Origin of the sequence: Streptomyces caeruleatus (assembly GCF_001514235.1) — a bacterium.
GTDB lineage: Bacteria > Actinomycetota > Actinomycetes > Streptomycetales > Streptomycetaceae > Streptomyces > Streptomyces caeruleatus.
In genome coordinates this window covers 1-22,684 of sequence record NZ_KQ948941.1, presented here as the reverse complement: position 1 = coordinate 22,684, position 22,684 = coordinate 1, and the positions used below count along the sequence as shown (strand labels likewise).

19 protein-coding genes and 1 pseudogene are annotated in these 22,684 nt (G+C 69.2%); 13 read left to right on the top strand and 7 right to left on the bottom strand.

Annotated features, from left to right (window positions below; genetic code table 11):
* Positions 1-178 precede the first annotated feature (178 nt).
* The gene (locus AQJ67_RS38110) at positions 179-1,033 is read right to left on the bottom strand and encodes an SDR family oxidoreductase (protein WP_062724083.1); all 855 of its coding nucleotides are present in this window, start codon (positions 1,031-1,033) and stop codon (positions 179-181) included.
* A 97-nt stretch (positions 1,034-1,130) separates the two neighbouring features.
* Between AQJ67_RS38110 and AQJ67_RS38105 the strand changes: the two genes are divergently transcribed.
* Positions 1,131-1,547 (top strand): winged helix-turn-helix transcriptional regulator, encoded by a 417-nt coding sequence (locus tag AQJ67_RS38105; protein WP_062724082.1) that lies wholly within the window; start codon positions 1,131-1,133, stop codon positions 1,545-1,547.
* A gap of 113 nt (positions 1,548-1,660) precedes the next feature.
* Here the strand turns inward: AQJ67_RS38105 and AQJ67_RS38100 are convergent, their stop codons facing one another.
* From AQJ67_RS38100 to AQJ67_RS38080, 5 genes are all read right to left on the bottom strand, one after another.
* The gene (locus AQJ67_RS38100; protein WP_062724081.1) at positions 1,661-2,740 is read right to left on the bottom strand and encodes a 2-oxoacid:ferredoxin oxidoreductase subunit beta; all 1,080 of its coding nucleotides are present in this window, start codon (positions 2,738-2,740) and stop codon (positions 1,661-1,663) included.
* Positions 2,733-4,661, bottom strand: a complete 1,929-nt coding sequence (locus AQJ67_RS38095; protein WP_062724080.1) for a 2-oxoacid:acceptor oxidoreductase subunit alpha — start codon at positions 4,659-4,661, stop codon at positions 2,733-2,735. Before AQJ67_RS38095 ends, AQJ67_RS38100 begins: the two co-directional genes overlap by 8 nt.
* A gap of 253 nt (positions 4,662-4,914) precedes the next feature.
* Positions 4,915-5,574, bottom strand: a complete 660-nt coding sequence (locus tag AQJ67_RS38090) for a response regulator transcription factor (protein WP_279616921.1) — start codon at positions 5,572-5,574, stop codon at positions 4,915-4,917.
* Between the two features lie 424 nt (positions 5,575-5,998).
* The gene (locus AQJ67_RS38085; RefSeq protein ID WP_062724078.1) at positions 5,999-7,363 is read right to left on the bottom strand and encodes a sensor histidine kinase; all 1,365 of its coding nucleotides are present in this window, start codon (positions 7,361-7,363) and stop codon (positions 5,999-6,001) included.
* A gap of 157 nt (positions 7,364-7,520) precedes the next feature.
* Positions 7,521-8,729 carry a sensor histidine kinase gene (locus AQJ67_RS38080; protein ID WP_062724077.1) on the bottom strand — a complete coding sequence of 403 codons (1,209 nt, stop codon included), beginning with the start codon at positions 8,727-8,729 and terminating at the stop codon, positions 7,521-7,523.
* Positions 8,730-9,032: 303 nt separating this feature from the next.
* On the opposite strand from AQJ67_RS38080, the gene AQJ67_RS38075 reads away from it, so the two are divergent.
* From AQJ67_RS38075 to AQJ67_RS38020, 12 genes are all read left to right on the top strand, one after another.
* A complete protein-coding gene (locus AQJ67_RS38075; RefSeq protein ID WP_062724076.1) occupies positions 9,033-9,428 on the top strand; it encodes an NADH-quinone oxidoreductase subunit A in 396 nt (131 codons plus the stop codon).
* The gene (locus AQJ67_RS38070) at positions 9,419-10,051 is read left to right on the top strand and encodes an NADH-quinone oxidoreductase subunit B (RefSeq protein WP_062724075.1); all 633 of its coding nucleotides are present in this window, start codon (positions 9,419-9,421) and stop codon (positions 10,049-10,051) included. The genes AQJ67_RS38075 and AQJ67_RS38070 overlap by 10 nt, the downstream gene beginning before the upstream one ends.
* The gene (locus AQJ67_RS38065; RefSeq protein WP_062724074.1) at positions 10,048-11,514 is read left to right on the top strand and encodes an NADH-quinone oxidoreductase subunit C; all 1,467 of its coding nucleotides are present in this window, start codon (positions 10,048-10,050) and stop codon (positions 11,512-11,514) included. Before AQJ67_RS38070 ends, AQJ67_RS38065 begins: the two co-directional genes overlap by 4 nt.
* Positions 11,511-12,479, top strand: a complete 969-nt coding sequence (locus AQJ67_RS38060; protein WP_062724073.1) for a complex I subunit 1/NuoH family protein — start codon at positions 11,511-11,513, stop codon at positions 12,477-12,479. The genes AQJ67_RS38065 and AQJ67_RS38060 overlap by 4 nt, the downstream gene beginning before the upstream one ends.
* Before the next feature lie 2 nt (positions 12,480-12,481).
* A complete protein-coding gene (locus AQJ67_RS38055; protein WP_062724072.1) occupies positions 12,482-13,051 on the top strand; it encodes a NuoI/complex I 23 kDa subunit family protein in 570 nt (189 codons plus the stop codon).
* Positions 13,048-13,743: an NADH-quinone oxidoreductase subunit J family protein gene (locus tag AQJ67_RS38050; RefSeq protein ID WP_425264214.1), complete on the top strand. Its 696-nt coding sequence runs from the start codon at positions 13,048-13,050 to the stop codon at positions 13,741-13,743. Before AQJ67_RS38055 ends, AQJ67_RS38050 begins: the two co-directional genes overlap by 4 nt.
* Entirely contained in the window at positions 13,743-14,132 is a 390-nt protein-coding gene (nuoK, locus tag AQJ67_RS38045) for an NADH-quinone oxidoreductase subunit NuoK (protein ID WP_062724071.1), read from the top strand. Before AQJ67_RS38050 ends, nuoK begins: the two co-directional genes overlap by 1 nt.
* The gene (locus AQJ67_RS38040; RefSeq protein ID WP_062724070.1) at positions 14,129-16,123 is read left to right on the top strand and encodes an NADH-quinone oxidoreductase subunit 5 family protein; all 1,995 of its coding nucleotides are present in this window, start codon (positions 14,129-14,131) and stop codon (positions 16,121-16,123) included. Before nuoK ends, AQJ67_RS38040 begins: the two co-directional genes overlap by 4 nt.
* Positions 16,124-16,129: 6 nt before the next feature.
* Complete coding sequence (locus tag AQJ67_RS38035; RefSeq protein ID WP_062724069.1) at positions 16,130-17,704, top strand: complex I subunit 4 family protein; 1,575 nt, start codon at positions 16,130-16,132, stop codon at positions 17,702-17,704.
* Positions 17,701-19,236 carry an NADH-quinone oxidoreductase subunit N gene (locus AQJ67_RS38030; protein WP_062724068.1) on the top strand — a complete coding sequence of 512 codons (1,536 nt, stop codon included), beginning with the start codon at positions 17,701-17,703 and terminating at the stop codon, positions 19,234-19,236. The genes AQJ67_RS38035 and AQJ67_RS38030 overlap by 4 nt, the downstream gene beginning before the upstream one ends.
* 241 nt (positions 19,237-19,477) lie before the next feature.
* Entirely contained in the window at positions 19,478-20,341 is an 864-nt protein-coding gene (gene htpX, locus AQJ67_RS38025; RefSeq protein WP_062724067.1) for a zinc metalloprotease HtpX, read from the top strand.
* On the top strand, positions 20,338-20,748 hold the full coding sequence (locus AQJ67_RS38020) for a YccF domain-containing protein (protein WP_341846191.1): 411 nt from the start codon (positions 20,338-20,340) through the stop codon (positions 20,746-20,748). The genes htpX and AQJ67_RS38020 overlap by 4 nt, the downstream gene beginning before the upstream one ends.
* A 25-nt stretch (positions 20,749-20,773) precedes the next feature.
* On the opposite strand, the pseudogene AQJ67_RS46195 reads toward AQJ67_RS38020, so the two are convergent.
* A pseudogene (locus AQJ67_RS46195) lies at positions 20,774-22,591 on the bottom strand (recombinase family protein); the annotation flags it as partial.
* Between the last annotated feature and the right edge of the window lie 93 nt (positions 22,592-22,684).

The following is a 22,684-nucleotide window of genomic DNA, read 5'->3' as shown; positions in this document are numbered from 1 at the left end:
CGCGGGGGCCGATCGCCCGGGGCGGTGTGCCGGGGAGGGGGCCGGGAGTGCCGGGGGTTCCGGGGTCCCGGGGTCCCGGGTAGACCCGGAGGGCGGGCGGTTCCGGGTAGTCCCGGATGTTCCGGGTAGTTCCGGGTGGTTCCAGGTAGTTTCAGGGGCTCCGGGGGGTTCCGGGGTGTCAGCCCTTGAGCGCGGCCGCGATGGCGTCGGCGAGCGGCGTGGTCGGGCGGCCGGTCAGGCGGGACAGGTCCCCGCTGTCGACGACCAGCTCGCCCTTCTCGACGGAGGCGTCCACGCCGGCGAGGGTCGCGGCGAGCGGCTCGGGCAGCCCGGCGCCGGTCAGGATGCCGGCGAAGGCCTCCACGGAGACGGCGTTGTTGGCGATCTCCTTGCCGGTCTGCCGGCTCAGCTCGGCGGCGTACTCGGTGAAGTTCCAGGCGACGTCGCCGCCCAGCTCGTACGTCTGGTTCTCGTGACCCTCGCCGGTCAGCACGGCGACCGCGGCGGCCGCGTAGTCGGCGCGGGAGGCGGAGGAGACGCGGCCCTCGCCGGCGGCGTGGGTGACCGCGTTGTACTGCAGGACCGGCGCGAGGTTCTCGGTGTAGTTCTCGTGGTACCAGCCGTTGCGCAGCAGCGCGTACGGCAGACCGGACTCCAGGAGCGCCTTCTCGGTGCCCCGGTGGTCGTCGGCGAGGGCGGCCGTGAGGGTGCCGGGCGCGCTGGTGTAGGCGAGCAGGGCCACGTCGGCGGCCTTGGCGGCGTTGATGACGACCTGGTGCTGGCCGACGCGGCCCTTGTCGAACTCGTTACCGGATATGAGCAGCACCTTGTCGCCGGCCGCGAACAGTCCGTCGAAGGTCTCGGGGGTGTTGTAGTCGGCGGTGGCGATCTTCACGCCGCGCTCGGCGAGGTCGGCGACCTTCTCGGGGGTGCGGACGACGGCGGTGACCTGGTCGGCCGGAACCTTCTCCAGCAGCTGCTCCACGACGTGGCGGCCCAGGTGTCCGGTGGCTCCGGTGACGACGATGCTCATGATCAGAACTCCTTGAGGGGGTGCGTTCGGTGCTGTCACTAACCCTAGGGAGTGCGCTAACTCTTCGAAAGTACCCACTTTGAAGTAAGGTACTTGCATGGCAGTAAGTCCCGCAGTAAGTCCCGTGGCGGACGCAGCGACGAGCAAGTACGACATCGGTGAGTCGATGTGCCCCTATCGCCTGGTCCTGGAGCATGTCACCAGCCGCTGGGGCGTCCTCGTGCTGATCGAGCTGCTGGAGCGCCCCTACCGCTTCAGCGAACTGCGCCGCACGATCGGCCGCGTCAGCGAGAAGATGCTCACGCAGACCCTCCAGACCCTGGAACGCGACGGTCTGGTCCACCGTGACGCCAAGCCGGTGATCCCCCCGAGGGTCGACTACTCCCTGACCGACCTGGGCCGCGAGGCGGCCGAACAGGTGCGCGGGCTGGCGCTGTGGACCAGCGAGCGGATGGGCGACGTCGAGAAGGCGCGCGAGGCGTACGACGCGCGCAAGGCCGACTCACGCGGCTGATCCGCTGGAACGGCTGAACCGCTGGAACGGCTCAACGGCTCGACGGCTCGCTCGACGACGAGGGGCCCGGCGCCGTACGGCACCGGGCCCTCAACCGTGTTCGAACGGGCCGGTCAGCCCACCACGGTCCAGGTGTCGCCGCCCGCCAACAGCGCGGCCAGATCCCCCTTGCCGTTCTGCTCGATCGCCGTGTCCAGCTGGTCCGCCATCTGGGTGTCGTACACCGGACGCTCCACCGAGCGGAACACACCGATCGGCGTGTGGTGCAGGGTGTCCGGGTCGGCCAGCCGGGACAGCGCGAACGCCGTGGTCGGGGACGCCGAGTGCGCGTCGTGGACCAGGACCTGCGACTCGTTCTCCGGGGTCACGGTGACGACCTTCAGGTCGCCGGTCCGCACATCGCGTACGACGCCGCGCGCCCCGCCCGTGCCGAAGCGGATCGGCTGCCCGTGCTCCAGCCGGATCACCGCCTCCTCGGCCTGCTGCCTGTCCTTGAGGACCTCGAAGGCGCCGTCGTTGAAGATGTTGCAGTTCTGGTAGATCTCGATCAGCGCCGTGCCCTTGTGAGCCGCCGCCTCGCGCAGCACCTGGGTGAGGTGCTTGCGGTCGGAGTCCACCGTGCGCGCCACGAAGGACGCCTCGGCGCCGATGGCCAGGGACACCGGGTTGAAGGGCGCGTCCAGCGACCCCATCGGCGTCGACTTGGTGATCTTGCCGACCTCGGAGGTGGGGGAGTACTGGCCCTTCGTCAGACCGTAGATCCGGTTGTTGAACAGCAGGATCTTGAGGTTGACGTTGCGCCGCAGGGCGTGGATCAGGTGGTTGCCGCCGATCGACAGCGCGTCGCCGTCACCGGTCACCACCCACACGCTCAGGTCCCGCCGCGAGGTGGCGAGGCCCGTCGCGATGGCGGGGGCGCGGCCGTGGATGGAGTGCATCCCGTACGTGTTCATGTAGTACGGGAAGCGGGAGGAACAGCCGATGCCCGAGACGAAGACGATGTTCTCCTTGGCCAGGCCCAGCTCCGGCATGAAGCCCTGGACCGCGGCCAGGATCGCGTAGTCACCGCAGCCGGGGCACCAGCGCACTTCCTGATCGGACTTGAAGTCCTTCATGGACTGGCGGGCCTCGGCCTTGGGGACGAGCGAGAGTGCCTCGATCGTGCCCGTGCCTTCCGTGGACGTCTCAGCCATCGATGGCCTCCTTGAGCGCCTTGGCGAGCTGTTCCGCCTTGAACGGCATGCCGTTGACCTGGTTGTACGAGTGCGCGTCCACCAGGTACTTCGCCCGGATCAGGGTGGCGAGCTGGCCGAGGTTCATCTCGGGGATCACCACCTTCTCGTAGCGTCCGAGTACCACGCCCAGGTTGCGTGGGAACGGGTTCAGATGGCGCAAGTGCGCCTGCGCGATCGACTCGCCGGCGTTGCGCAGCCGACGGACCGCGGCCGTGATCGGGCCGTACGTCGATCCCCAGCCCAGCACCAGCGTCGTCGCCTCGTGCGGGTCGTCGACCTCCAGGTCCGGCACCTCGATGCCGTCGATCTTGGCCTGGCGGGTGCGGACCATGAAGTCGTGGTTGGCCGGGGCGTACGAGATGTTGCCCGTGCCGTCCTCCTTCTCGATGCCGCCGATCCGGTGCTCCAGGCCCGGGGTCCCCGGGATCGCCCAGGGCCGGGCGAGGGTCTGCGGGTCGCGCTTGTACGGCCAGAAGACCTCGCTGCCGTCCTCCAGGGTGTGGTTCGGACCCTGCGCGAACTGCACCGTCAGATCCGGCAGCTCGTCCAGCTCCGGGATCCGCCAGGGCTCCGAGCCGTTGGCCAGATAGCCGTCCGACAGCAGCATCACCGGCGTGCGGTACGTGAGCGCGATCCGCGCCGCCTCCAGGGCCGCGTCGAAGCAGTCGGCCGGGGTGCACGGGGCGACGATCGGCACCGGCGCCTCGCCGTTGCGGCCGAACATGGCCTGCAACAGGTCAGCCTGCTCGGTCTTGGTCGGCAGCCCCGTCGACGGCCCGCCGCGCTGGATGTCGATCACCAGCAGCGGCAGCTCCAGCGACACGGCCAGCCCGATGGTCTCCGACTTCAGCGCCACGCCGGGGCCGGAGGTCGTGGTCACCGCCAGCGAGCCGCCGAAGGCCGCCCCCAGGGCCGCACCGATACCGGCGATCTCGTCCTCGGCCTGGAAGGTCCGTACGCCGAAGTTCTTGTGCTTGCTCAGCTCGTGCAGGATGTCCGAGGCCGGGGTGATCGGGTACGAGCCCAGATACAGCGGCAGGTCCGCCTGACGGGACGCGGCGACCAGTCCGTAGGACAGGGCGAGGTTCCCGGAGATGTTGCGGTAGGTGCCGACCGGGAAAGCCGTCGTGGCCGGGGCGATCTCGTAGGAGACGGCGAAGTCCTCGGTCGTCTCGCCGAAGTTCCAGCCCGCGCGGAAGGCGGCGATGTTGGCGGCCGCGATGTCCGGTTTCTTGGCGAACTTCGAGGTCAGGAACTTCTCCGTGCCCTCGGTCGGCCGGTGGTACATCCAGCTCAGCAGGCCCAGCGCGAACATGTTCTTGCTGCGCTCGGCCTCCTTGCGGGTGAGGTCGAACTCCTTCAGCGCCTCGACCGTCAGCGTCGTCAGCGGCACCGGGTGGAGGCTGTACCCGTCGAGCGAGCCGTCCTCCAGCGGCGAGGCGTCGTAGCCCACTTTCTGCATCGCCCGTTTGGTGAACTCGTCCGTGTTGACGATGATCTCCGCGCCGCGCGGCAGATCGGCGATGTTGGCCTTCAGGGCTGCCGGGTTCATCGCGACCAGCACGTTCGGCGCGTCGCCCGGAGTGAGGATGTCGTGGTCGGCGAAGTGCAGCTGGAAGGAGGACACGCCCGGCAGAGTGCCTGCGGGGGCGCGGATCTCGGCCGGGAAGTTCGGCAACGTCGACAGATCGTTGCCGAAGGTCGCTGTCTCCGAGGTGAAACGGTCGCCGGTGAGCTGCATACCGTCCCCGGAGTCCCCCGCGAAACGAATGATCACCCGGTCCAGCCGGCGGACGTCCTTCGTCCCTGCCGGTTTGCGCTGCTCTCCCACGACGGCTTCGTCGGCCTGCTCCGCTGGGCTACTGACCTGGCTGGTCACTGAACTGGACCTCCTTCGAGGCGGCATCTGGGCACGGCCTTCCCGCAAGCCTTCCCAGGATCAACCCTACGTCCGCAAAGGTCGCTCTCCCTGGGCCATTCGCATGACGGACGTGGCTTTGAGGTGGTGCACCACCCGGACTTGTCATGATTTACACGCCCCCCGGCGCTTCCTTGAAGACGCTCCCCGCTCGGTCTTTGGTTCTGGGCCTCCGGCTCGGCGGAAGCCAGCTTTCTGACACGGTGTCAGATCGTCAGGAGTTCAGATAGGTGAGGACCGCCAGAACCCGCCGGTGGTCCCCGTCGCTCTGCGACAGCCCGAGCTTCAGAAAGATGTTGCTGACGTGCTTCTCGACCGCTCCGTCGCTCACCACCAGCTGCCGGGCGATGGCCGAGTTGGTCCGCCCCTCGGCCATCAGTCCTAGGACCTCCCGCTCACGCGGCGTGAGCCCCGCGAGCACGTCCTGCTTACGGCTGCGGCCCAGCAGCTGGGCGACGACCTCCGGGTCGAGTGCCGTACCCCCTCGGGCCACCCGCACGACCGCGTCCACGAACTCACGAACCTCCGCCACGCGGTCCTTGAGCAGATAGCCGACCCCGCGGCTGGACCCGGCCAGCAGTTCCGTGGCGTACCGCTCCTCCACGTACTGCGACAGTACGAGTACCCCCAGGCCGGGGTGCGACTTGCGCAGCTGTACGGCGGCCCGAACTCCTTCGTCGGTGTGCGTCGGCGGCATTCTCACGTCCGCCACCACCACGTCCGGCAGCTCGCCCTGTCCGTCCAGCTCGGTGATGGTCTTGATCAGCGCGTCACCGTCTCCGACGCCCGCCACGACCTCGTGCCCACGGTCGGTCAACAGCCGGGTCAGCCCCTCCCTGAGCAGCACCGAGTCCTCGGCGATGACCACCCGCACCCTGTCCTCCACGTCCCCGGCCCCCCGTGTGCCTTGGCATTCGGCCGAGCGTGTCCCGGCCCTTCGTCCTTCGCGCCCTCAGTATCCCGCGATCGGCTCTTCCGCACCGGGCCTGTGGATAACCTGCGCCCGAACGACGTGACGTGCTCAGGGTGTGCTTGCCGTGGCGTGGTGACGTGCTCAAGGTGTGCTTGCCGTGGCGGGCTCGCGTCGGTGGCGTGCTCGCGTCGGTGGCGTGCTCGCCGCCGAGGAGCGCTCGCGGTGATGGCGCGCTTGCGGCCAAGGCCTGCTATGCCGCCGCCATACGGAAATCCGGCCCCGAACCAACCGGAGCCGGATCACGGAGCCGGATCACGGGGCCGGATCCCGGGGCCGGATCCCCTCTCAATGAGGCGCCGAAGGGCACCCGAACCGCACCCCCGGCCTACACGGTCCGCCAGGGAAGCTCCGCCGTCACGCGGGTGGGCCCGCCGGCCGGTGAGTCGACCACCAGGATCCCGTCCACCGCGTCCAGCCGCTCGGCCAGCCCCGCCAGCCCCGAGCCGCCGGAGGTGCCCGCGCCACCGACGCCGTTGTCCACGACCTGCAACATCAGCCGGTTCTCCACCCGCCACACGTCCACCGCCGCCCACGTCGCCCGCGAGTGCTTGCTGATGTTCTGCAGCAGCTCCGAGACCGTGAAATAGGCGATCCCCTCGATCGCCGGCACCGGCCGCTCCTCCAGATCCACCTGGACCTCCACCGGCACCGTGCACCGCGAGGCCACCGCCGACAGGGCCGCGTCCAGCCCCCGGTCGGTCAGGACCGCCGGATGGATGCCACGCGCCAGATCCCGCAGCTCCTGCAGCGCCGTCTTCACCTCGCCGTGCGCCTCGTCGACCATCCGCGCCGCGGCCTGCGGGTCCTCGGTCAGCTTCTCCTTCGCGAGACCGAGATCCATGGCCAGGGCGACCAGACGGGCCTGGGCGCCGTCGTGCAGATCGCGCTCGATGCGGCGCAGGTCGGCAGCGGCCGTGTCGACGACGACACCGCGGTCCGACTCCAGCTCCACCACGCGCGTGGCGAGCCGCGACGGGCCGAGCAGGCCGTGCACCAGCAGCCGGTCCACCGTCGTGAGCGCCCGCACGATCCAGGGCGTGGCCAGCGTGAACAGCAACCCGATCACCGCGGTCAGCGCGATCTCGAAAGGGTTGTCGAGGTAGATGCTGTGGGTCTCGTCGCCGAACACCTGAAGACCGTCCTGACCGGCCCACAGCGGGAACACCCAGAACCACAGCGGATACGTCAGCAGCGCCCAGCCGTACGCCCAGAAGTTCACGGCGACGACGAAGGAGAACACCGCCCAGGGAAAGTGCAGCACCGCGTACAGCGCACTGCGCCACGACGTCCCGCTCTTCAGTACGGCGCCCATCCACGCCATGAAGCCGCGCCGGCGCATCCGCAGTGGCTCCGGGTCCGCCACCTCCAGGTCCAGCAGCGCACGCGCGCGTGCCCGCTCCAGCGCCCCGAGGCCCCGGCAGCCGGCCAGCCCCGCCGCCAGCACTGGTATACCGAGGAACGTCACCAGCAGGCCCGCGCCCAGCGACACCATCGTGATGGCGTACACGAACAGCAGGATGCTGATCGGCAACCCCAGCAGCACATACGAGAACTCCCGCCAGCTGCGTCCCTCGAACGGCGCCCGCAGCCCGGCCGGCAGCCGGTGCCGTCGCTCGCCGCCGTGCTCGGGAAGGCCGCGCTCGGCATAACCGAGCCCGTGCCCGTAGCCCTGTCCGTACTCCGTGGCCATCGGCGTCGTCCGTTCTCCTCGTCCCGTCAGCCCCGCCGCCGGGGCTGTGCCGTCGTATCTCCACCCTGGTCGACCGCGGGCCCGTGGACCATGGAGGCCGTCGGCGTCTCGAACGGGGGGTTTTCCCCACCCCTGACCGGGCTCTGCCTCGCCCCGGCTACCCCTGCACGGGGACGCGGTCCCGCCAAGGCAGCTCCGCCGTCACGGTCGTCGGACCGCCCTGCGGTGACTCGATGACGAACAGGCCGTCCACGGCGTCCAGCCGGTCGGCGAGCCCACGCAGGCCCGTACCGCCGGCCAGGCGCGCACCTCCGCGCCCGTCGTCCCCCACCTGGATGAGCAACCGGTCGTCCGTCCGCCACACGTCGACCGACGCCGACCTCGCCGCGCTGTGCTTGCTGATGTTCTGCAGCAGCTCGGAGACGGTGAAATAGGCGATGCCCTCGATGGCCGCCGCCGGTCTGGACAGCAGGTCGACGGTCACCTTCACCGGCACCGTGCAACGTGAGGCCACCGCCGACAGCGCGGCGTCCAGCCCGCGGTCGGTGAGCACGGCCGGATGAATGCCCCGGGCGAGATCCCGTAGCTCCTGGAGGGCCAGCTTCACCTCGCCGTGCGCCTCCGCGACCATCGCCGCCGCCGAGTCGGGATCCTCCAGCAGCTTCTCCTTGGCCAGGCCCAGCCCCATGGCCAGGTTGACCAGACGGGCCTGCGCGCCGTCGTGCAGGTCGCGCTCGATACGCCGCAGATCCGCGGCCGCCGTGTCCACGACGACCCCACGGTCCGACTCCAGCTCGGCGATCCGGCGCTCCAGCTCGTCGGAGGGCGACAGCAGGCCGCGCACCATCGCCCGGTCCGCGTTCGTCAGGCCCCGCGCGATGAACGGCAGCACCGGCCACAGCACGAACAGCGAGGTCAGCGTGATGGCGAAGGTGAGGACGCCCCAGGGCAGCCGGATGAAGTCGTAAAGGATCGTGCGCCAGCCCACCGGGTCCTTCAGCGCCAGCCACAGCTGCGGGAAGAACCCGTTCTTCCCGCCGCGCAAAGGCAACGGACTCGGCTCGTCCACCCGCACCCCGAGCAGCGCACGCGCGCGGGCCCGCTCCAGCTTGCCCAGTTGCCGCGCGCCCATCAGACCGGCCGCGAGCAGCGGGAAACCGATCACCGTCAGGGTCAGGAAGGCCCCGGTGAACAGCACCACCGCGACATAGGTGAAGCCGAGCAGCGACAACGGAAGGTTCGCCAGGAGATGGGCGATCTCCTTCCAGGTGTGCCGGTCGTAGGCGAAACGGGCGGGCGGCAGCGGCGGCTGGTCGCCGTCGGACCGCCCGGAGGCGTCCCGCGAAGGGCTGGGGCGTTCGGTCATATGGGCTAGCGTGCCGCGCGGTGAGCCGCCGCGCCATGAGGCGGACTGCCGTCGTCTACGGGGGAAATCCCCACCCCCGGCCCGCCCAGGTGCCGGACCGTCGTATCTCGACGGGATCTCAACGCGTGACGGGCTGCTTACGGTCTCTTTAGCAGGGCCTAGACTCCCGTGCGTACAGATCGTCGAACAGTGGTGTTCACCGGAAGCAGTGTTCACCCGAAACAGCAGTGTTCACGGGGTCACCAGGCGCAGGACACTGGTCCTGAGGGCATCGGTGACGAGGTCAGGGAGCGAGGGGCGGACGTGTCGGAACAGACCGTCGTCGTGGCGGCGGACTACTTCCAGTCCTACTCGGTCGTCGGACTGCTGGCCGTCGTCGGCGTGCTGTTCGTCGCCGTCGCCTTCGGCGCGGGCCGCCTGCTGCGCCCCGTGGTCCCCACACCCGAGAAGCTCCTGACGTACGAGTGCGGCGTCGACCCCGTGGGCGAGGGCTGGGCCCACACCCAGGTCCGCTACTACGTCTACGCCTTCCTGTACGTGATCTTCGCCATCGACTCGATCTTCCTGTTCCCCTGGGCCACGGTCTTCGCCGACCCGGGCTACGGCGCGACCACGCTCGTCGAGATGTTCATCTTCCTCGGCTTCCTGGCCGTGGGCCTGCTCTACGCATACAAGAAGGGCGTTCTGGCATGGACGTGACGCCAGACACCAACGAGCAGCCCGTTCTGCTCCCGGAGCCGAAAAGGCTGGGCGCACTGGCCCGCCTCGCTCCCGAGCCGATGAAGGTGATCCTGAACTGGGGCCGCCGCTACTCGCTCTGGGTCTTCAACTTCGGCCTCGCCTGCTGCGCCATCGAGTTCATCGCCGCGTCGATGGCCCGCCACGACTTCATCCGGCTCGGCGTGATCCCGTTCGCACCGGGTCCGCGCCAGGCCGACCTGATGGTCGTCTCCGGCACGGTCACGGACAAGATGGCCCCGGCCGTGAAGCGCCTGTACGAACAGATGCCCGAGCCGAAGTACGTCATCTCCTTCGGTGCCTGCTCCAACTGCGGCGGCCCGTACTGGGACTCCTACTCCGTCACCAAGGGCGTCGACCAGATCATCCCTGTGGACGTGTACGTCCCCGGCTGCCCGCCCCGGCCCGAAGCGCTGCTCCAGGGAATCCTGAAGCTCCAGGAAAAGATCGCCCGGGAGTCCCTCGGCGAGCGGTACGGCACCGAGCCGGCCCGCCCGTCCACGGCGGCCCTGCAGAGCGGCCTGGTGAAGCCGCCGAACCCCGGCAGCACCAGTGGCACGGACACGGGGGAGGCCGGCCGATGACGACGACCGGCTGGCTGCCCGCCCCCGTCGAGGACCTCTTCGGCCCGGAGGCCACCGCCGAGGAGTCGTACGACGTCCTTACCGTCGACGTCCCCCCGGCGTCCTGGATCGCGGCCCTGAAGACAGCACGCGACGAACTGGGCTGCACCTACTTCGACTGGCTGAGCGCGGTCGACGAACCCGGCACCGGCTTCCGCGTCGCCGCCCACGTCGCGGCCCTGTCCCCGGTACGACGCCTCCTGGTCCGTACGACCGTCCCGCACGAGGCACCGACCCTGCCCACGGCGATCGGCGTCTACGCGGGCGCCGCCTGGCACGAACGCGAGACCCACGAAATGTTCGGCGTCCTGTTCGCCGACCACCCCGCCCTGGACCACCTGCTCCTCCCCGACAACTTCGAGGGCCACCCCCTCCGCAAGGACTTCGTCCTGGCAGCCCGAGTCGCCAAGGCCTGGCCCGGCGCCAAGGAACCCGGCGAGTCCGAACACGGCGGCTCGAAGCGCCGCCAGATGCTGCCCCCCGGCGTCCCCGACCCCAACGAATGGGGCCCCCTCAAAGGCCAACTCCCCCCTGCCCCGGCCCGCCCGGCCAGAGGCGCGGGACGCGCGGCTGCCGAACGCCCGGCCCGCCCGGCAGGAGACCGCCCGGTACGACGGACCCGCACAGCCGCAGAGGGCTCGGCGAGCCAGCCGGATCCCTCGACCCCGGCCGTCGCTCCGACGACAGGCGCGGCGGGCACACCGCGACGAACACGCACAGCGGCGGAAGGCTCGGCCAGCCAGCAGGCAACGGTTCCGTCGGCAGAGGGCTCGCCCGACCAGCCGACCGCCGCGCAGGCAGCCGAGCCCTCCCCGGAGACGCCCGCGCGCCCGACGGGCACGAGCACGCCGACCTCGCCTCGACGTTCGCGGACCGCTGGCGAGGGTTCAGCGAGCCAGCGGCCCGAGACATCGACGGACGCGACGACCGAGGGAACGGAGGCCGGGCAGCAGCCGTCCGCGCCCACCGCCCCGCCGACCCGGCGTGCGCGCAGCGCCGGCGAAGGCTCGGCATCGCAGCGCCCGGGAACGGGCACCGCTCCCTCCGGCGTCCGCCGATCCCGCAGCGCCTCGGACGGCTCCGCAAGCCAGCAGCCCGCTCCCGAAGCGGCGTCACCCGACACGGCCCCTTCTCCCCCTCCGACCCCCAAGGCCCCCCGAAGCCCGGACGCCCCCTGGCACCACGCGCGCCCCGCCTTCGACGAGCCCGAGGCACAGCAGCCCGCGTCTGCCCCTGAGCAGCCCGCGTCGACCTCTGAGCAATCCACGTCAGCCCCTGACCAGCCAAGCCGGCCCGACCAGCCCGCCCAACCGGAGCCCGACGAGACAAAGGCCACCCCGGCCGAGAACGGGAACCCCGCAGACCCGGACGACCCCGCAAACTCCGCCGACGACCGCACCGACCCCGCAGGAGGCCCGCAGTGAACGACGCGCTGGACGTCACCCTGCGACTCCTGATCGTCTTCGTCGTCTTCCTCACCTTCCCCCTGCTCATCGGCCAGACCGAACACAAGGTCATGGCCCATATGCAGGGCCGCCTCGGCCCGATGTACGCGGGTGGCTTCCACGGCTGGGCCCAGCTCGTCGCCGACGGCGTGAAGTTCGCGCAGAAGGAGGACGTCGTCCCGGCGGGCGCCGACCGCCGTATCTTCCAGCTCGCTCCCGCAGTGGCCCTTCTTCCCTATCTGCTCGTGCTCCTCGCCATCCCGATCGGCCCGGGCGAGGGTGCGGTCGGAGAGGTCATCGACGCGGGCATCTTCTTCGTCCTGGCGGTCATGGGCGTCGGCGTCCTCGGCTCGCTCATGGCCGGCTGGGCCTCCGCCAACAAGTTCTCCCTCCTCGGCGGCCTGCGCACCGCCGCTCAGCTCCTGGCCTACGAACTCCCGATGCTGCTGACCGCCGCCTCCGTGGCGATGGCGGCCGGCACCGTCTCCCTCCCCGGCATCCTCGACGCCTTCGAGTGGTGGTGGCTGCCCTGGCAGATCGTCGGCGCGATCGTCTTCTTTGTCGCCGGACTGGCCGAACTCCAACGCCCGCCCTTCGACATGCCCGTCGCCGACTCGGAGATCATCTTCGGCGCCTACACCGAGTACACCGGCCTCCGCTTCGCTCTTTTCCTCCTCGCCGAATACGCCGGAATCGTCGTCCTGTGCGGCCTGACCACCGTCCTCTTCCTGGGCGGCTGGCACGGCCCCTGGGGCGCCGACGGCCTCGGCTGGGTCTGGACCCTGCTGAAGACGGCCGTCCTCGCCTTCATCGTGATCTGGCTGCGCGTCACCTATCCCCGTCTGCGCGAGGACCAGCTCCAGAAGCTCTCCTGGACCCTTCTCGTCCCCCTCTCCCTCGCCCAGATCGCCCTCACCGGCGTCGTCAAGGTGGTGATCCAGTAACCATGGCCCCCATCCCCGGCTCTGGGCTCGCCAAAGGCCTGGCCGTCACCCTGCGCACGATGACGAGGAAGTCCGTCACCGCGCAGTACCCGGACACCCAGCCCGACCTCCCGCCCCGCACCCGCGGTGTGATCGGCCTGTTCGAGGAGAACTGCACGGTCTGCATGCTGTGCGCCCGTGAGTGCCCCGACTGGTGCATCTACATCGACTCCCACAAGGAGACGGTCCCGGCGGCGACCCCCGGAGGCCGCGAACGCAGCCGCAACGTCCTCGACCGCTTCGCCATCGACTTCTCGCTGTGCATGTACTGCGGTATCTGCATCGAGGTCTGTCCTTTCGACGCCCTGTTCTGGTCCCCGGAGTTCGAGTACGCCGAGACCGACATCCGCGACCTCACCCACGAGCGCGACAAGCTCCGTGAGTGGATGTGGACCGTCCCGGCCCCGCCCGCCCTGGACCCTGGCGCGGAGGAGCCCAAGGAGATCGCCGCCGCCCGCAAGACCGCCGAGAAGCTGGCGGCCGCCCAGGCCGAGCCGAAAGAGCCGACCGAGCCGCAGGAGGGCGAGTCGTGAGCCCCACCTACGCCACGCTGACCACGGCCGCCGACACGCACGGGTTTCTCTCCCCGACCGGCGTCGAGATCGTCTTCCTCCTCGTCGGCCTGGTCACCTTCGGCGCCGCGCTGGTCACCGTCACCACCCGGCAGCTGGTGCACGCCGCCCTGTGGCTGGTGGTCACCCTCGGCGGCCTCGCCGTCGAGTACCTCCTGCTCACCGCCGAGTTCATCGCCTGGGTGCAGGTCCTCATCTATGTCGGATCCGTCGTCGTCCTCCTTCTGTTCGGTCTGATGCTCACCAGGGCTCCCATCGGTCGCTCCCCGGACGCCGACTCCGGCAACCGCTGGGCCGCCCTCACTGTGGCCCTCGCCTCGGCCGCCACCCTGGTCTGGGTGGTCATCGACGCCTTCCGCACCACCTGGATCGACCTCGACGGCCCAGCCGCCGGCTCCACCAGGGCCACCGGCGAGAGCCTCTTCCAGAACTGGGTGCTTCCCTTCGAGGCCCTCTCCGTCCTCCTCCTCGCCGCACTGGTCGGCGCGATCGTCCTGTCCCGCAAGGCGAAGGCGGAGTCGAGCTCTCCCCCCGTGAACTCCCCGACCGAGACCGGGAGTTCCCCGTCCGCCCCGGATTCCCGTAATCACCCGATCGGGCGAAGTGGATCGTCCAAGGGAACTGAGCCGGCCGAGCAGGAAGGCGCCCGCTGATGCACCTCGCCTACCCCGCCGTACTCTCCGCCCTCCTGTTCTGCACCGGCCTGTACGGCGTCCTCGCCCGCCGCAACGCGATCCTGGTCCTGATGTCGGTCGAGCTGATGCTCAACGCCGTCAACCTCAACCTGGTCGCCTTCGACGTCTGGCTCAGCAAGGCCGCCGAGGAGACCCTGCACTCCGGTCAGGCGCTGACCCTGTTCACCATCACCATCGCCGCCGCCGAGATCGGCATCGGCCTGGCGATCGTCCTCGCCGTCCACCGCAACCGCGGCACGGCGGACATCGACAAGCTCCGCGACACCGCCGAAGGCCACGAGACCGACGGCCCCGACCACGACGCCCTCGCCGCCGGGCAGGCCGAGAAGGCTGAGGCCACCGCGTGACCACGACCACCCTCGCCGCTCTCGTCCCCCTCCTACCGTTCCTGGGTGCCGCGGCCGGCCTGCTCCTGGGCCGCACGGCCCTGGGCTTCGTCCGCCCGCTCGCCGTCCTGCCGTCGCTCGCGTCCCTCGTGCTCGCCGCGATGGTCGCCGTGCGCCAAGGCGGCGACCAGGCGATCGACGCCGCCACCGAACTCACGCCCACCGGTTCGGTGCCGATCGAACTCGCCCTGCACATCGACGGCTTCGCCGCCCTCGTCGCCGTACTCGTCGGCGTCGTCGCCACCTGCGTGCAGATCTACTCGACGGGCTACCTGCGCGAAGACCCTCGCTATCCCTCGTACGCCGCGCTCGTCTCCCTGTTCACCTCCGCGATGCTGCTCGTCGTCTACTCCGGCGACCTCATGGTGCTGCTGGTCGGCTGGGAGATCATGGGCATCTGCTCGTACTTCCTGGTCGGCCACTACTGGGAGACCCCGGAGGCCCGCGCCGCCTCCATCAAGGCCTTCCTCGTGACCAAACTCGGTGACGTCCCCTTCCTCATCGGCCTGTTCGCGCTGGCCACCGACGCCGGGTCCTTCCGCATCACCAAGATCCTCGGCACCGTCGCGAGCGGCGGGCTCGACCACCCGACGCTGATCGCCCTGCTGCTCCTGGCCGGCGTAGCGGGCAAGTCGGCGCAGTTCCCGCTGCACACCTGGCTCCCCGACGCGATGGCGGGCCCGACGCCCGTCTCCGCGCTCATCCACGCCGCGACCATGGTCGCCGCCGGTGTCTACTTCGTCGCGCGTCTCCTCCCGGTCTTCGAGGCCTCCCAGGCCGCGATGGTCGTCCTCGCCGTGATGGCCGCCGTCACGATGATCGGCTCCGGCCTCGCCGCGCTTGCCCAGGACGACATCAAGCGCGTCCTCGCCTACTCGACGATCGGTCAGCTCGGCTACATGACCGGCGCCCTCGCGGTCGCCGACCGCGGTGCCGCCGTCTTCCACCTCCTCTCGCACGGCGCCTTCAAGGCGCTGCTGTTCCTCGCGGCCGGCGTGATCATCCACGCCTCCGGCACCAACTCGCTGGCCGCCATGTCCCGCATGAGCCACCTGCGCGACCGCGTGCCGGACGCCTTCTGGACGATGACCGTGGCGCTCCTCGCGCTCGCCGCGATCCCGCCGTTCAGCGGCTTCTTCTCCAAGGAGTCCGTCCTCGGCGCCGCCGAGCACGTCGCCACCGGCCACGCCGAGAACGTCCCGGGCGCCGCGGGCTGGACCGTCCTGATCGCCGGCCTCCTCACGGCCGTGCTCACCGCCGCCTACGCGATGCGGCTGTGGCTGCTGGCTTTCCGTGGCCGGGGCGCCGAGGCCCCTGACCACGGCAGGCAGCCGCTGACGATGACCGTGGTGCTGTGGGTCCTCGCCGTCCCGTCCCTCGCCGTCGGCGCCTTCGCCTACCGCGTGCTCCCCGACTGGTTCGACGGCCGCGACCTTGCCCCGACCCTCACCACCTCCGTCCTCGGCACGGGCGTGGCCCTGGTCGGCGGCATCGTCACCTACGCGGCCTGGCGTCACACCACGGCCGTGGCGGTGCGCGTCCCGCTGGGTGCGGTCGCGGCTCACCCGGAAGGCGACGCCGCCCAGGTCGAGGCTGAGGCCATCGCCAGCCACACGCCCGTGTACGGGGGAGTGGCCTACGCACCGGACCCGGCGGACCCGGGACGGCTGCTGCTCGGTCCGCTGCACCGCCATGCCGCCGTCGGCTTCCACCTCGACGCCGTGTACCAGGCACTGTTCGTCCGCCCGATCCAGGCCGGCGCGAGTCTCGTACGGTTCCTCGACCGCGAGGTCGTCGACACCTACGTACGCGGCGCGGGCGCCCTACCCCGCTGGCTCGGCGTCGCCGTACGGCGCGCCCAGACCGGCAATGTGCAGACCTATGTGAGCGCGCTGCTCGCCGGCACCGTCGTCCTCGCGGTCGCCGCCGTCCTCGTCGCCACGGGAGCGTGAGCAGGCGTGATCGATATCAACGAGTCCGTGATGCAGTTCCTTCTGGCGTTCGTCGTCGTCGGGCCGCTTCTCGGCGCGGCCGCCGCTCTCCTGCCGGCCCCGCCCGGGCTGAAGGGGAAGTCGCCCGAGCAGGCGGTGCTTCGGCACGGCGTCACCGTCACCGGTGCGGTCCTCGTCGCGGCGATCGTCCTCGCGCTGGGCTTCGACCACGACCAGCCGTCGAAGATGCAGGCCAGCACGGACATCAGCTGGATCCCCGCACTCGACGTGCGCATCCACCTCGGCATCGACGGCATCTCACTCCCCCTTCTGGTCCTGACCGCGCTGCTGACCTTCCTCTGCGCGCTCTACTCGTACTTCAAGATGCCTGCGGGTCCGACCCCGAAGGCCTTCGTCGCACTGCTGCTCGTCCTGGAGTCCGGCACCCTCGCCACCTTCGCCGTCCTCGACCTGCTCCTGTTCTTCCTCGCCTTCGAGATGGTCCTCATCCCGATGTACTTCCTCATCGCCCGCTGGGGCGGCGAGGGCCGGGCCGCGGCCGCCTGGAAGTTCATCCTCTACACGCTGCTCGGCTCCGTGGTCATGCTGCTCGGCCTGCTCCTGATCGGACTCAAGGCGGGCACATTCGACATGGTGGCACTCGCCACTGACAACGGCCGGTCACTGACCACATCCGTGCAGGTCATCGCCGTTCTGGCGATCGGGGTCGGGCTTGCGGTCAAGACGCCGATGTGGCCGCTGCACAGCTGGCTGCCCGACGCCCACACCGCCGCGCCGACCGTCGGCTCGGTCCTGCTGGCGGGTGTTCTGCTGAAGATGGGAACGTACGGTTTCGTCCGTATCCTCCTGCCGATCGCCCCTGACGGTTTCGTCGACTTCGCGCCGTACCTCGCCGCCTTCGCCGTCGTCGGGATCATCTACGGATCCCTGGCCTGCCTGGCCCTCGCCAAGCAGGGCGCGAAGGGCGACCTCAAGCGCCTCATCGCCTACTCCTCCGTCGGCCACATGGGCTTCGTCCTGCTCGGTATCGCCACGATGACCCCGACCGGCGTGAACGGCGCACTGTTCGCCAACATCGCCCACGGCCTCATCACCGGCCTCCTGTTCTTCCTGGTCGGTGCCCTGAAGGACCGTACGGGCACCACCGACCTAGACGCCCTCGCCGAGCAGACCGGCGCCGCGCTGTATGGCAAGGCACCGCGCCTCGGCGGCTTGCTCGCGTTCGCCGCGGTCGCCTCGCTCGGACTGCCGGGCCTCGCCGGGTTCTGGGGCGAGATGCTCGCCCTGTTCGGCGCGTTCGACCCCGCCGCCGAGCTCAGCCGCCCAGCCTTCCTGACCTTCATGGCGATCGGCGCCTTCGGCACCCTGCTCACCGCCGCGTACCTGCTCGTCGTGGTCCGCCGCGTCTGCATGGGCGCAGCACCGCAGGACGCCCCGAAGCTCGCTGACGTCCAGACGTACGAGTTCGCGGCCTGGACCCCGCTTGTCGCCCTCACCGTCGTCGCCGGACTGTGGCCCAAGACCCTCCTCGGCCTCACCGACCCGGCAGTGCAGCAGCTCCTCGCAGGAGGCACCCGATGAGCTCCCTGGCCCAGAGCCTGGCCCAGCCCCTGGCCGAGTCGGTGGTCCAGTCCGTCGACTGGCTCGCCGTTGCGCCGCCCACGGTCACCGCGGTCGTCGCACTCGCGGTCCTAGTCGCCGACCTGTTCGTCGAAGAGCGTAAGAAGGCCGTGCTCGGCTGGACGTCCGTGGCTGGCCTGGCCGCCGCTCTGCTCCTGCTCCTGCCGCTCCTCGACGGCGACCGCTCCACCTTCTGCCTGACCGGCGACGCCGACGTGTGCAGCTACACGGCCGACCGGTTCACCCTGGTCATCCAGTTCCTCGTCCTCGGCGGCGCCCTCCTCGCGGCCCTCCTGTCGGTCACCGCGCTCAAGGACGCCAACAAGGAACTCCCCGAAGGGGAGTTCTGGTTCCTGCTGCTCTCCTCGGCAGCCGGAGCCGCTCTGCTGCCCGCCTCCCGGGACCTGGCGACCCTCATCGTGGCGCTCGAAGTCGCCTCTCTACCGGCCTTCGCGCTGGTCGGCCTCCGCCATGGCGACCGCAAGTCATCCGAGGCGGCCCTGAAGTTCTTCCTGTCCTCGGTCACCGCGACCGCGGTCAGCCTCATGGGCATCAGCTTCGTGTACGCCTCCACGAGCACCCTCTACCTCACCCAGATCGCCGACCGGATCCAGCACGTCGACGGACAGCTCCAAACCCTCACCCAGACCGGAGTAGTCCTCACCCTGATCGGCTTCGCCTTCAAGACGGCCGCCGTACCCTTCCACTTCTGGGTTCCGGACACCTACGTAGGAGCGCCGTTGCCCGTCGCCGCCTACTTGTCGGTCGTAGGCAAGGCGGTCGGCTTCACCGGCCTGATCCTCATCACGGTCATCGCCCTCCCCTCGTACGCCGACGTCTGGGGGCCCGCGCTCGCGGCGCTGGCCGCCCTCACCATGACGGTGGGCAATGTCGGCGCCCTGCGCCAGCAGGCCACGCGCGCGTACAGCGCGGTTCGCCTGCTCGCCTGGTCCTCGGTCGGTCAGGCCGGCTACCTCCTGGTGCCGATCGCCGCCGCCGCGTACTCCGACGACGCCGAGCGGTCCATCGGCTCCACCGTCGCCTACGCCCTCATGTACGCCGCGGTGAACCTCGGCGCCTTCGCTGTGGCCGCACTTGTCGGCCGTACGAAGCCCCTCAACCGCATCAGCGACTACCGCGGCCTGTATGCGCGGAACCCCTTGTCCGCCCTGATCCTGGCCTTCTTCCTGCTCTGCCTCGCCGGACTCCCGCCGGGCATCATCGGCCTCTTCGCCAAGGTCACCGTTTTCTCCGCCGCCGTCGACGCGGGCCTCGGCTGGCTGGCCGTGATCATGGCCGTCAACGTCGTGATCGCGCTGTTCTACTACCTCCAGTGGACGACCCTGCTGTTCCGCGCCCCCGAGGGCGAGGCTGTCAGCCACATCGTCCCCGCGCCGCTGACGGCGGCGATGGCGCTCACCGGAGTCGTCGGCATCGCCCTGTCCGGAGCCCCCCAGCTGATCCTGCGCTTCGCCGACACCGGCCTCTTCTGATCCCCGGGGCGAAGCCCTGGGGAGCGTCACGTACGCGCGCGTGGCGCGACCCGTCTCCCACGCGCGCCGGCGCCCTCACCCGGACGGCCCACGCCCGCCACCGCGCAGACCAGGGAACCCGTGGCCGTCGCCTGGCGTTGACCAGTACAGAAGAGTCCACTGGACGTGAGACCAGGGCACCAGTGGCATCGGAGATCGACCAGTAAAGGGTTCCCCTGCCGCACCACTTGGAGGGCGTACCGTGCACCGCCGGCACAACGGGCTCAGGACCGCAGTCCTCCTCGGGGGACTGTCCGCACTCATCATCGTCATCGGCAGCCTCTTCGGACGTGTGGGGCTCGTCATCGCGGTCCTGATCGCGCTGGGTACGAACGCGTACGCGTACTGGAACAGCGACAAACTGGCGCTGCGTGCGATGCGCGCCCGCCCGGTCAGCGAGTTCGAGGCCCCGGCCCTGTACCGCATGGTCCGCGAGCTCTCCACCCAGGCCCGTCAGCCCATGCCCCGCCTGTACATCTCCCCGACCGAGGCGCCGAACGCCTTCGCGACGGGCCGCAACCCGCGCAACGCCGCCGTGTGCTGCACAGAAGGCATCCTGCGCATCCTCGACGAGCGCGAACTGCGCGGTGTCATCGGCCACGAGTTGAGCCACGTCTACAACCGCGACATCCTGATCTCGTCGGTCGCCGGCGCACTCGCGTCCGTGATCATGTTCCTCGTCAACTTCGCCTGGCTGATCCCGATCGGCCGTTCCGATGACGACGAAGGCCCTGGCATCCTCGGCATGCTGCTGATCATGATCCTCGGCCCGCTCGCCGCCTCGCTCATCCAGCTGGCCATCAGCCGCTCCCGGGAGTACGAGGCCGACGCGTCCGGTGCCCAGCTCACCGGCGACCCGCTCGCCCTCGCCAGCGCCCTGCGCAAGCTCGAACTCGGAACCAAGCAGCTTCCGCTGCCCCCCGAGCCCCGCATCGAGACCGCCAGCCACATGATGATCGCGAACCCCTTCCGCCCAGGCCAGGGGTTCTCGAAAATGTTCTCCACCCACCCGCCGATGGCGGACCGTATCGCCCGGCTCGAAAAGATGGCAGGCCCCCCACAGTGAAGACCATCCTCAACGTCATCTGGCTCGTCCTGAGCGGCTTCTGGCTGTTCCTCGGCTACATGCTCGCGGGCCTCCTGCTCTGCATCACCATCATCGGCATCCCGTTCGGCATCGCGGCCTTCCGCATCGGCGTCTACGCCCTGTGGCCGTTCGGGTACACCACGGTCGAGCGCCACGACGCCGGAGCGCCGTCCTGCGTCGGCAACGTCCTGTGGCTGGTCCTCGCCGGCTGGTGGCTGGCCCTCGGCCACATCGTCACCGGTCTCGCCCTGTGCGTCACGATCATCGGTATCCCGTTCGGGATGGCTCAGCGGCGCTCAGCATCATCCGAGGATCAACTCGCCCCTCAATGGTCATCGGTGGCAGCAGCTCAGGGCACCACACCGGTACTCGCCCTGTGTGCGTGAGGGCTTCATTGACCAGCTTCCAAGTGCCGTCCTTGGACCACCGGCGGAAGTGATCCGCCGTCGTCTTGGTGACCTCCAGCTCGGCGATGATCTCGGACCAGGACATCCCTGTACGTGCCTTGTGGAAGATGGCGTTCACCGAGCGGCGGATGGCGTTACCAGGGCGCTTGTGAAGCAACGGGGCGACTACTGCCCAGTCGGCATCGGAGAGGTCGGAAGCCGGGACTTCCGAACCGGCTGACTCGTACCAGGCGCGCACCGGGCACGGTGTACCCGTCTTCAGTTCCTTCGGCACGGGGCCAGTGAATGTCACCTTCACCTCCAACAGGTCAAGGATGTCGGCCTGTTGGGACGGGTCCATGTTGAGGAACGAGTGACGGGCCATCTTGGCAAGGTCCCGTAGTTCCTGATTGCGCCGCTCCGCGTCTTCCATCTCAGCGAGCCACAGAGCCGCCTCATCGCGGAGCCCTTGAAGTTGCTGAAGCTCTTCATCGAGTGGAGCTGTGGCAGCGGCGATTGCGTCAGCTGAGCGTGTCTTCCTCGCGGTGGCCAATGTTACGGCGGTAATAGCCTCGTTCAGATCTTCGATCTGTTTGTCGAGCTCGGCGATACGCTCGATATTTGCGGCCTTATCTCCTTCGGAAAGACCGATCCACTCGGCGGCCAATTCTTCCAGCTTTCGACCGTCTCCAATTACTTTGACGACCTCTTGCCAAACATGCTTTTCAAGCGCCTCGGCATTCACGTATGAGCAGCCGCAAGGTTCTGTCCCTGCTGCTCGGTTACTATTCCCTCCACTGCAACGGTATTCCCGAGTTCCTGACTTGGTCGACGCTCGGCTGATACCGGTGTATGTCCTCCTGCATAGGCTAACCACTCGCCCGGACAGTGGGTAGGTCGCACAGTCGCGGCGGCTCGACATCACTCGGCTTACCGATTTCCGCTTCAGGTTGGCGGATTCCTCCTTGGTTAGGATGCGTGGAACCTTGATCGTGATGGATTCGCCCCAGATGGGATTTCCGTCCTCGTCGGTCTTGGCGTGCTTGCCTCGAAATGTCATCTGCCCGTCAAGTACTGCCGAGGAGAGGATCCGGTCACGAAGATTCACATACGTCCAAGGATTGCCGGATCGGTTGAACTTTCGTTCTGAATTCAGGCGAGTGGCGACTTGGAAGAAATTCAGGCCTTCGCCCACGACGAGGTCATGCACGTAGCGGATTAGGGCAGATTCGTTCTCATCTACTGCGAGGCGTGAACCAGTGGTTCCCTTGCCTTCGATGCGGTATCCGAAGGGCGGGCGCCCTCCCATGTGGGCAGCCTCGACCAGCTCGGCCTTCTCCTGCAAACCGCCCTGGGTGCGGTCGCGGATCGTCTCCCACTCGGTTTCGGCATAGTCGGCGTCGCGGCGCATCTTTTTGCGCCCCTCGGCGGTGGTGTTGTCGTAGTCGTCGGCAACGACGGCAACGAATACTCCGATGTCCTCCAAGGCCCAGACCCAGCGCCAGAAGGCTCGCCCCTTGCGTCCGATGGCGCGTCCGTCCGGCACGACGACGATGTCGAACGGACGTGGATCCTTCTGGGCATCGGCCATGAGTTGCTTGAGGTGACCACGTTCTGAGGCCTCCAGCGAGCCGGGCACGCCTTCGTCTTTGTAGGTGCCGACGTGTTCCCACCCCTTGCGGGCGATGTGCCGGGTGGTCTTCGTGTCCTGCCGTGCGACCCCGTAGCCCTTCATCTGCTCTTCAGTGGAAACGCGCAGGTAGGCCACCGCTCGCAGCGGCCGTGTTCCGGCCCTCCGGGCTACGTCGATAGCTGAGGTCAGATGTGTGCTTACATTGGACATGTCGACTCCCAATCAGTCGGCCAGCCCCGGGGCGGTGCCAGCCGCCGCCGGGGCCTCTCTTTGTCAAGTGCCATGTTATCTCGGTGATTTGAC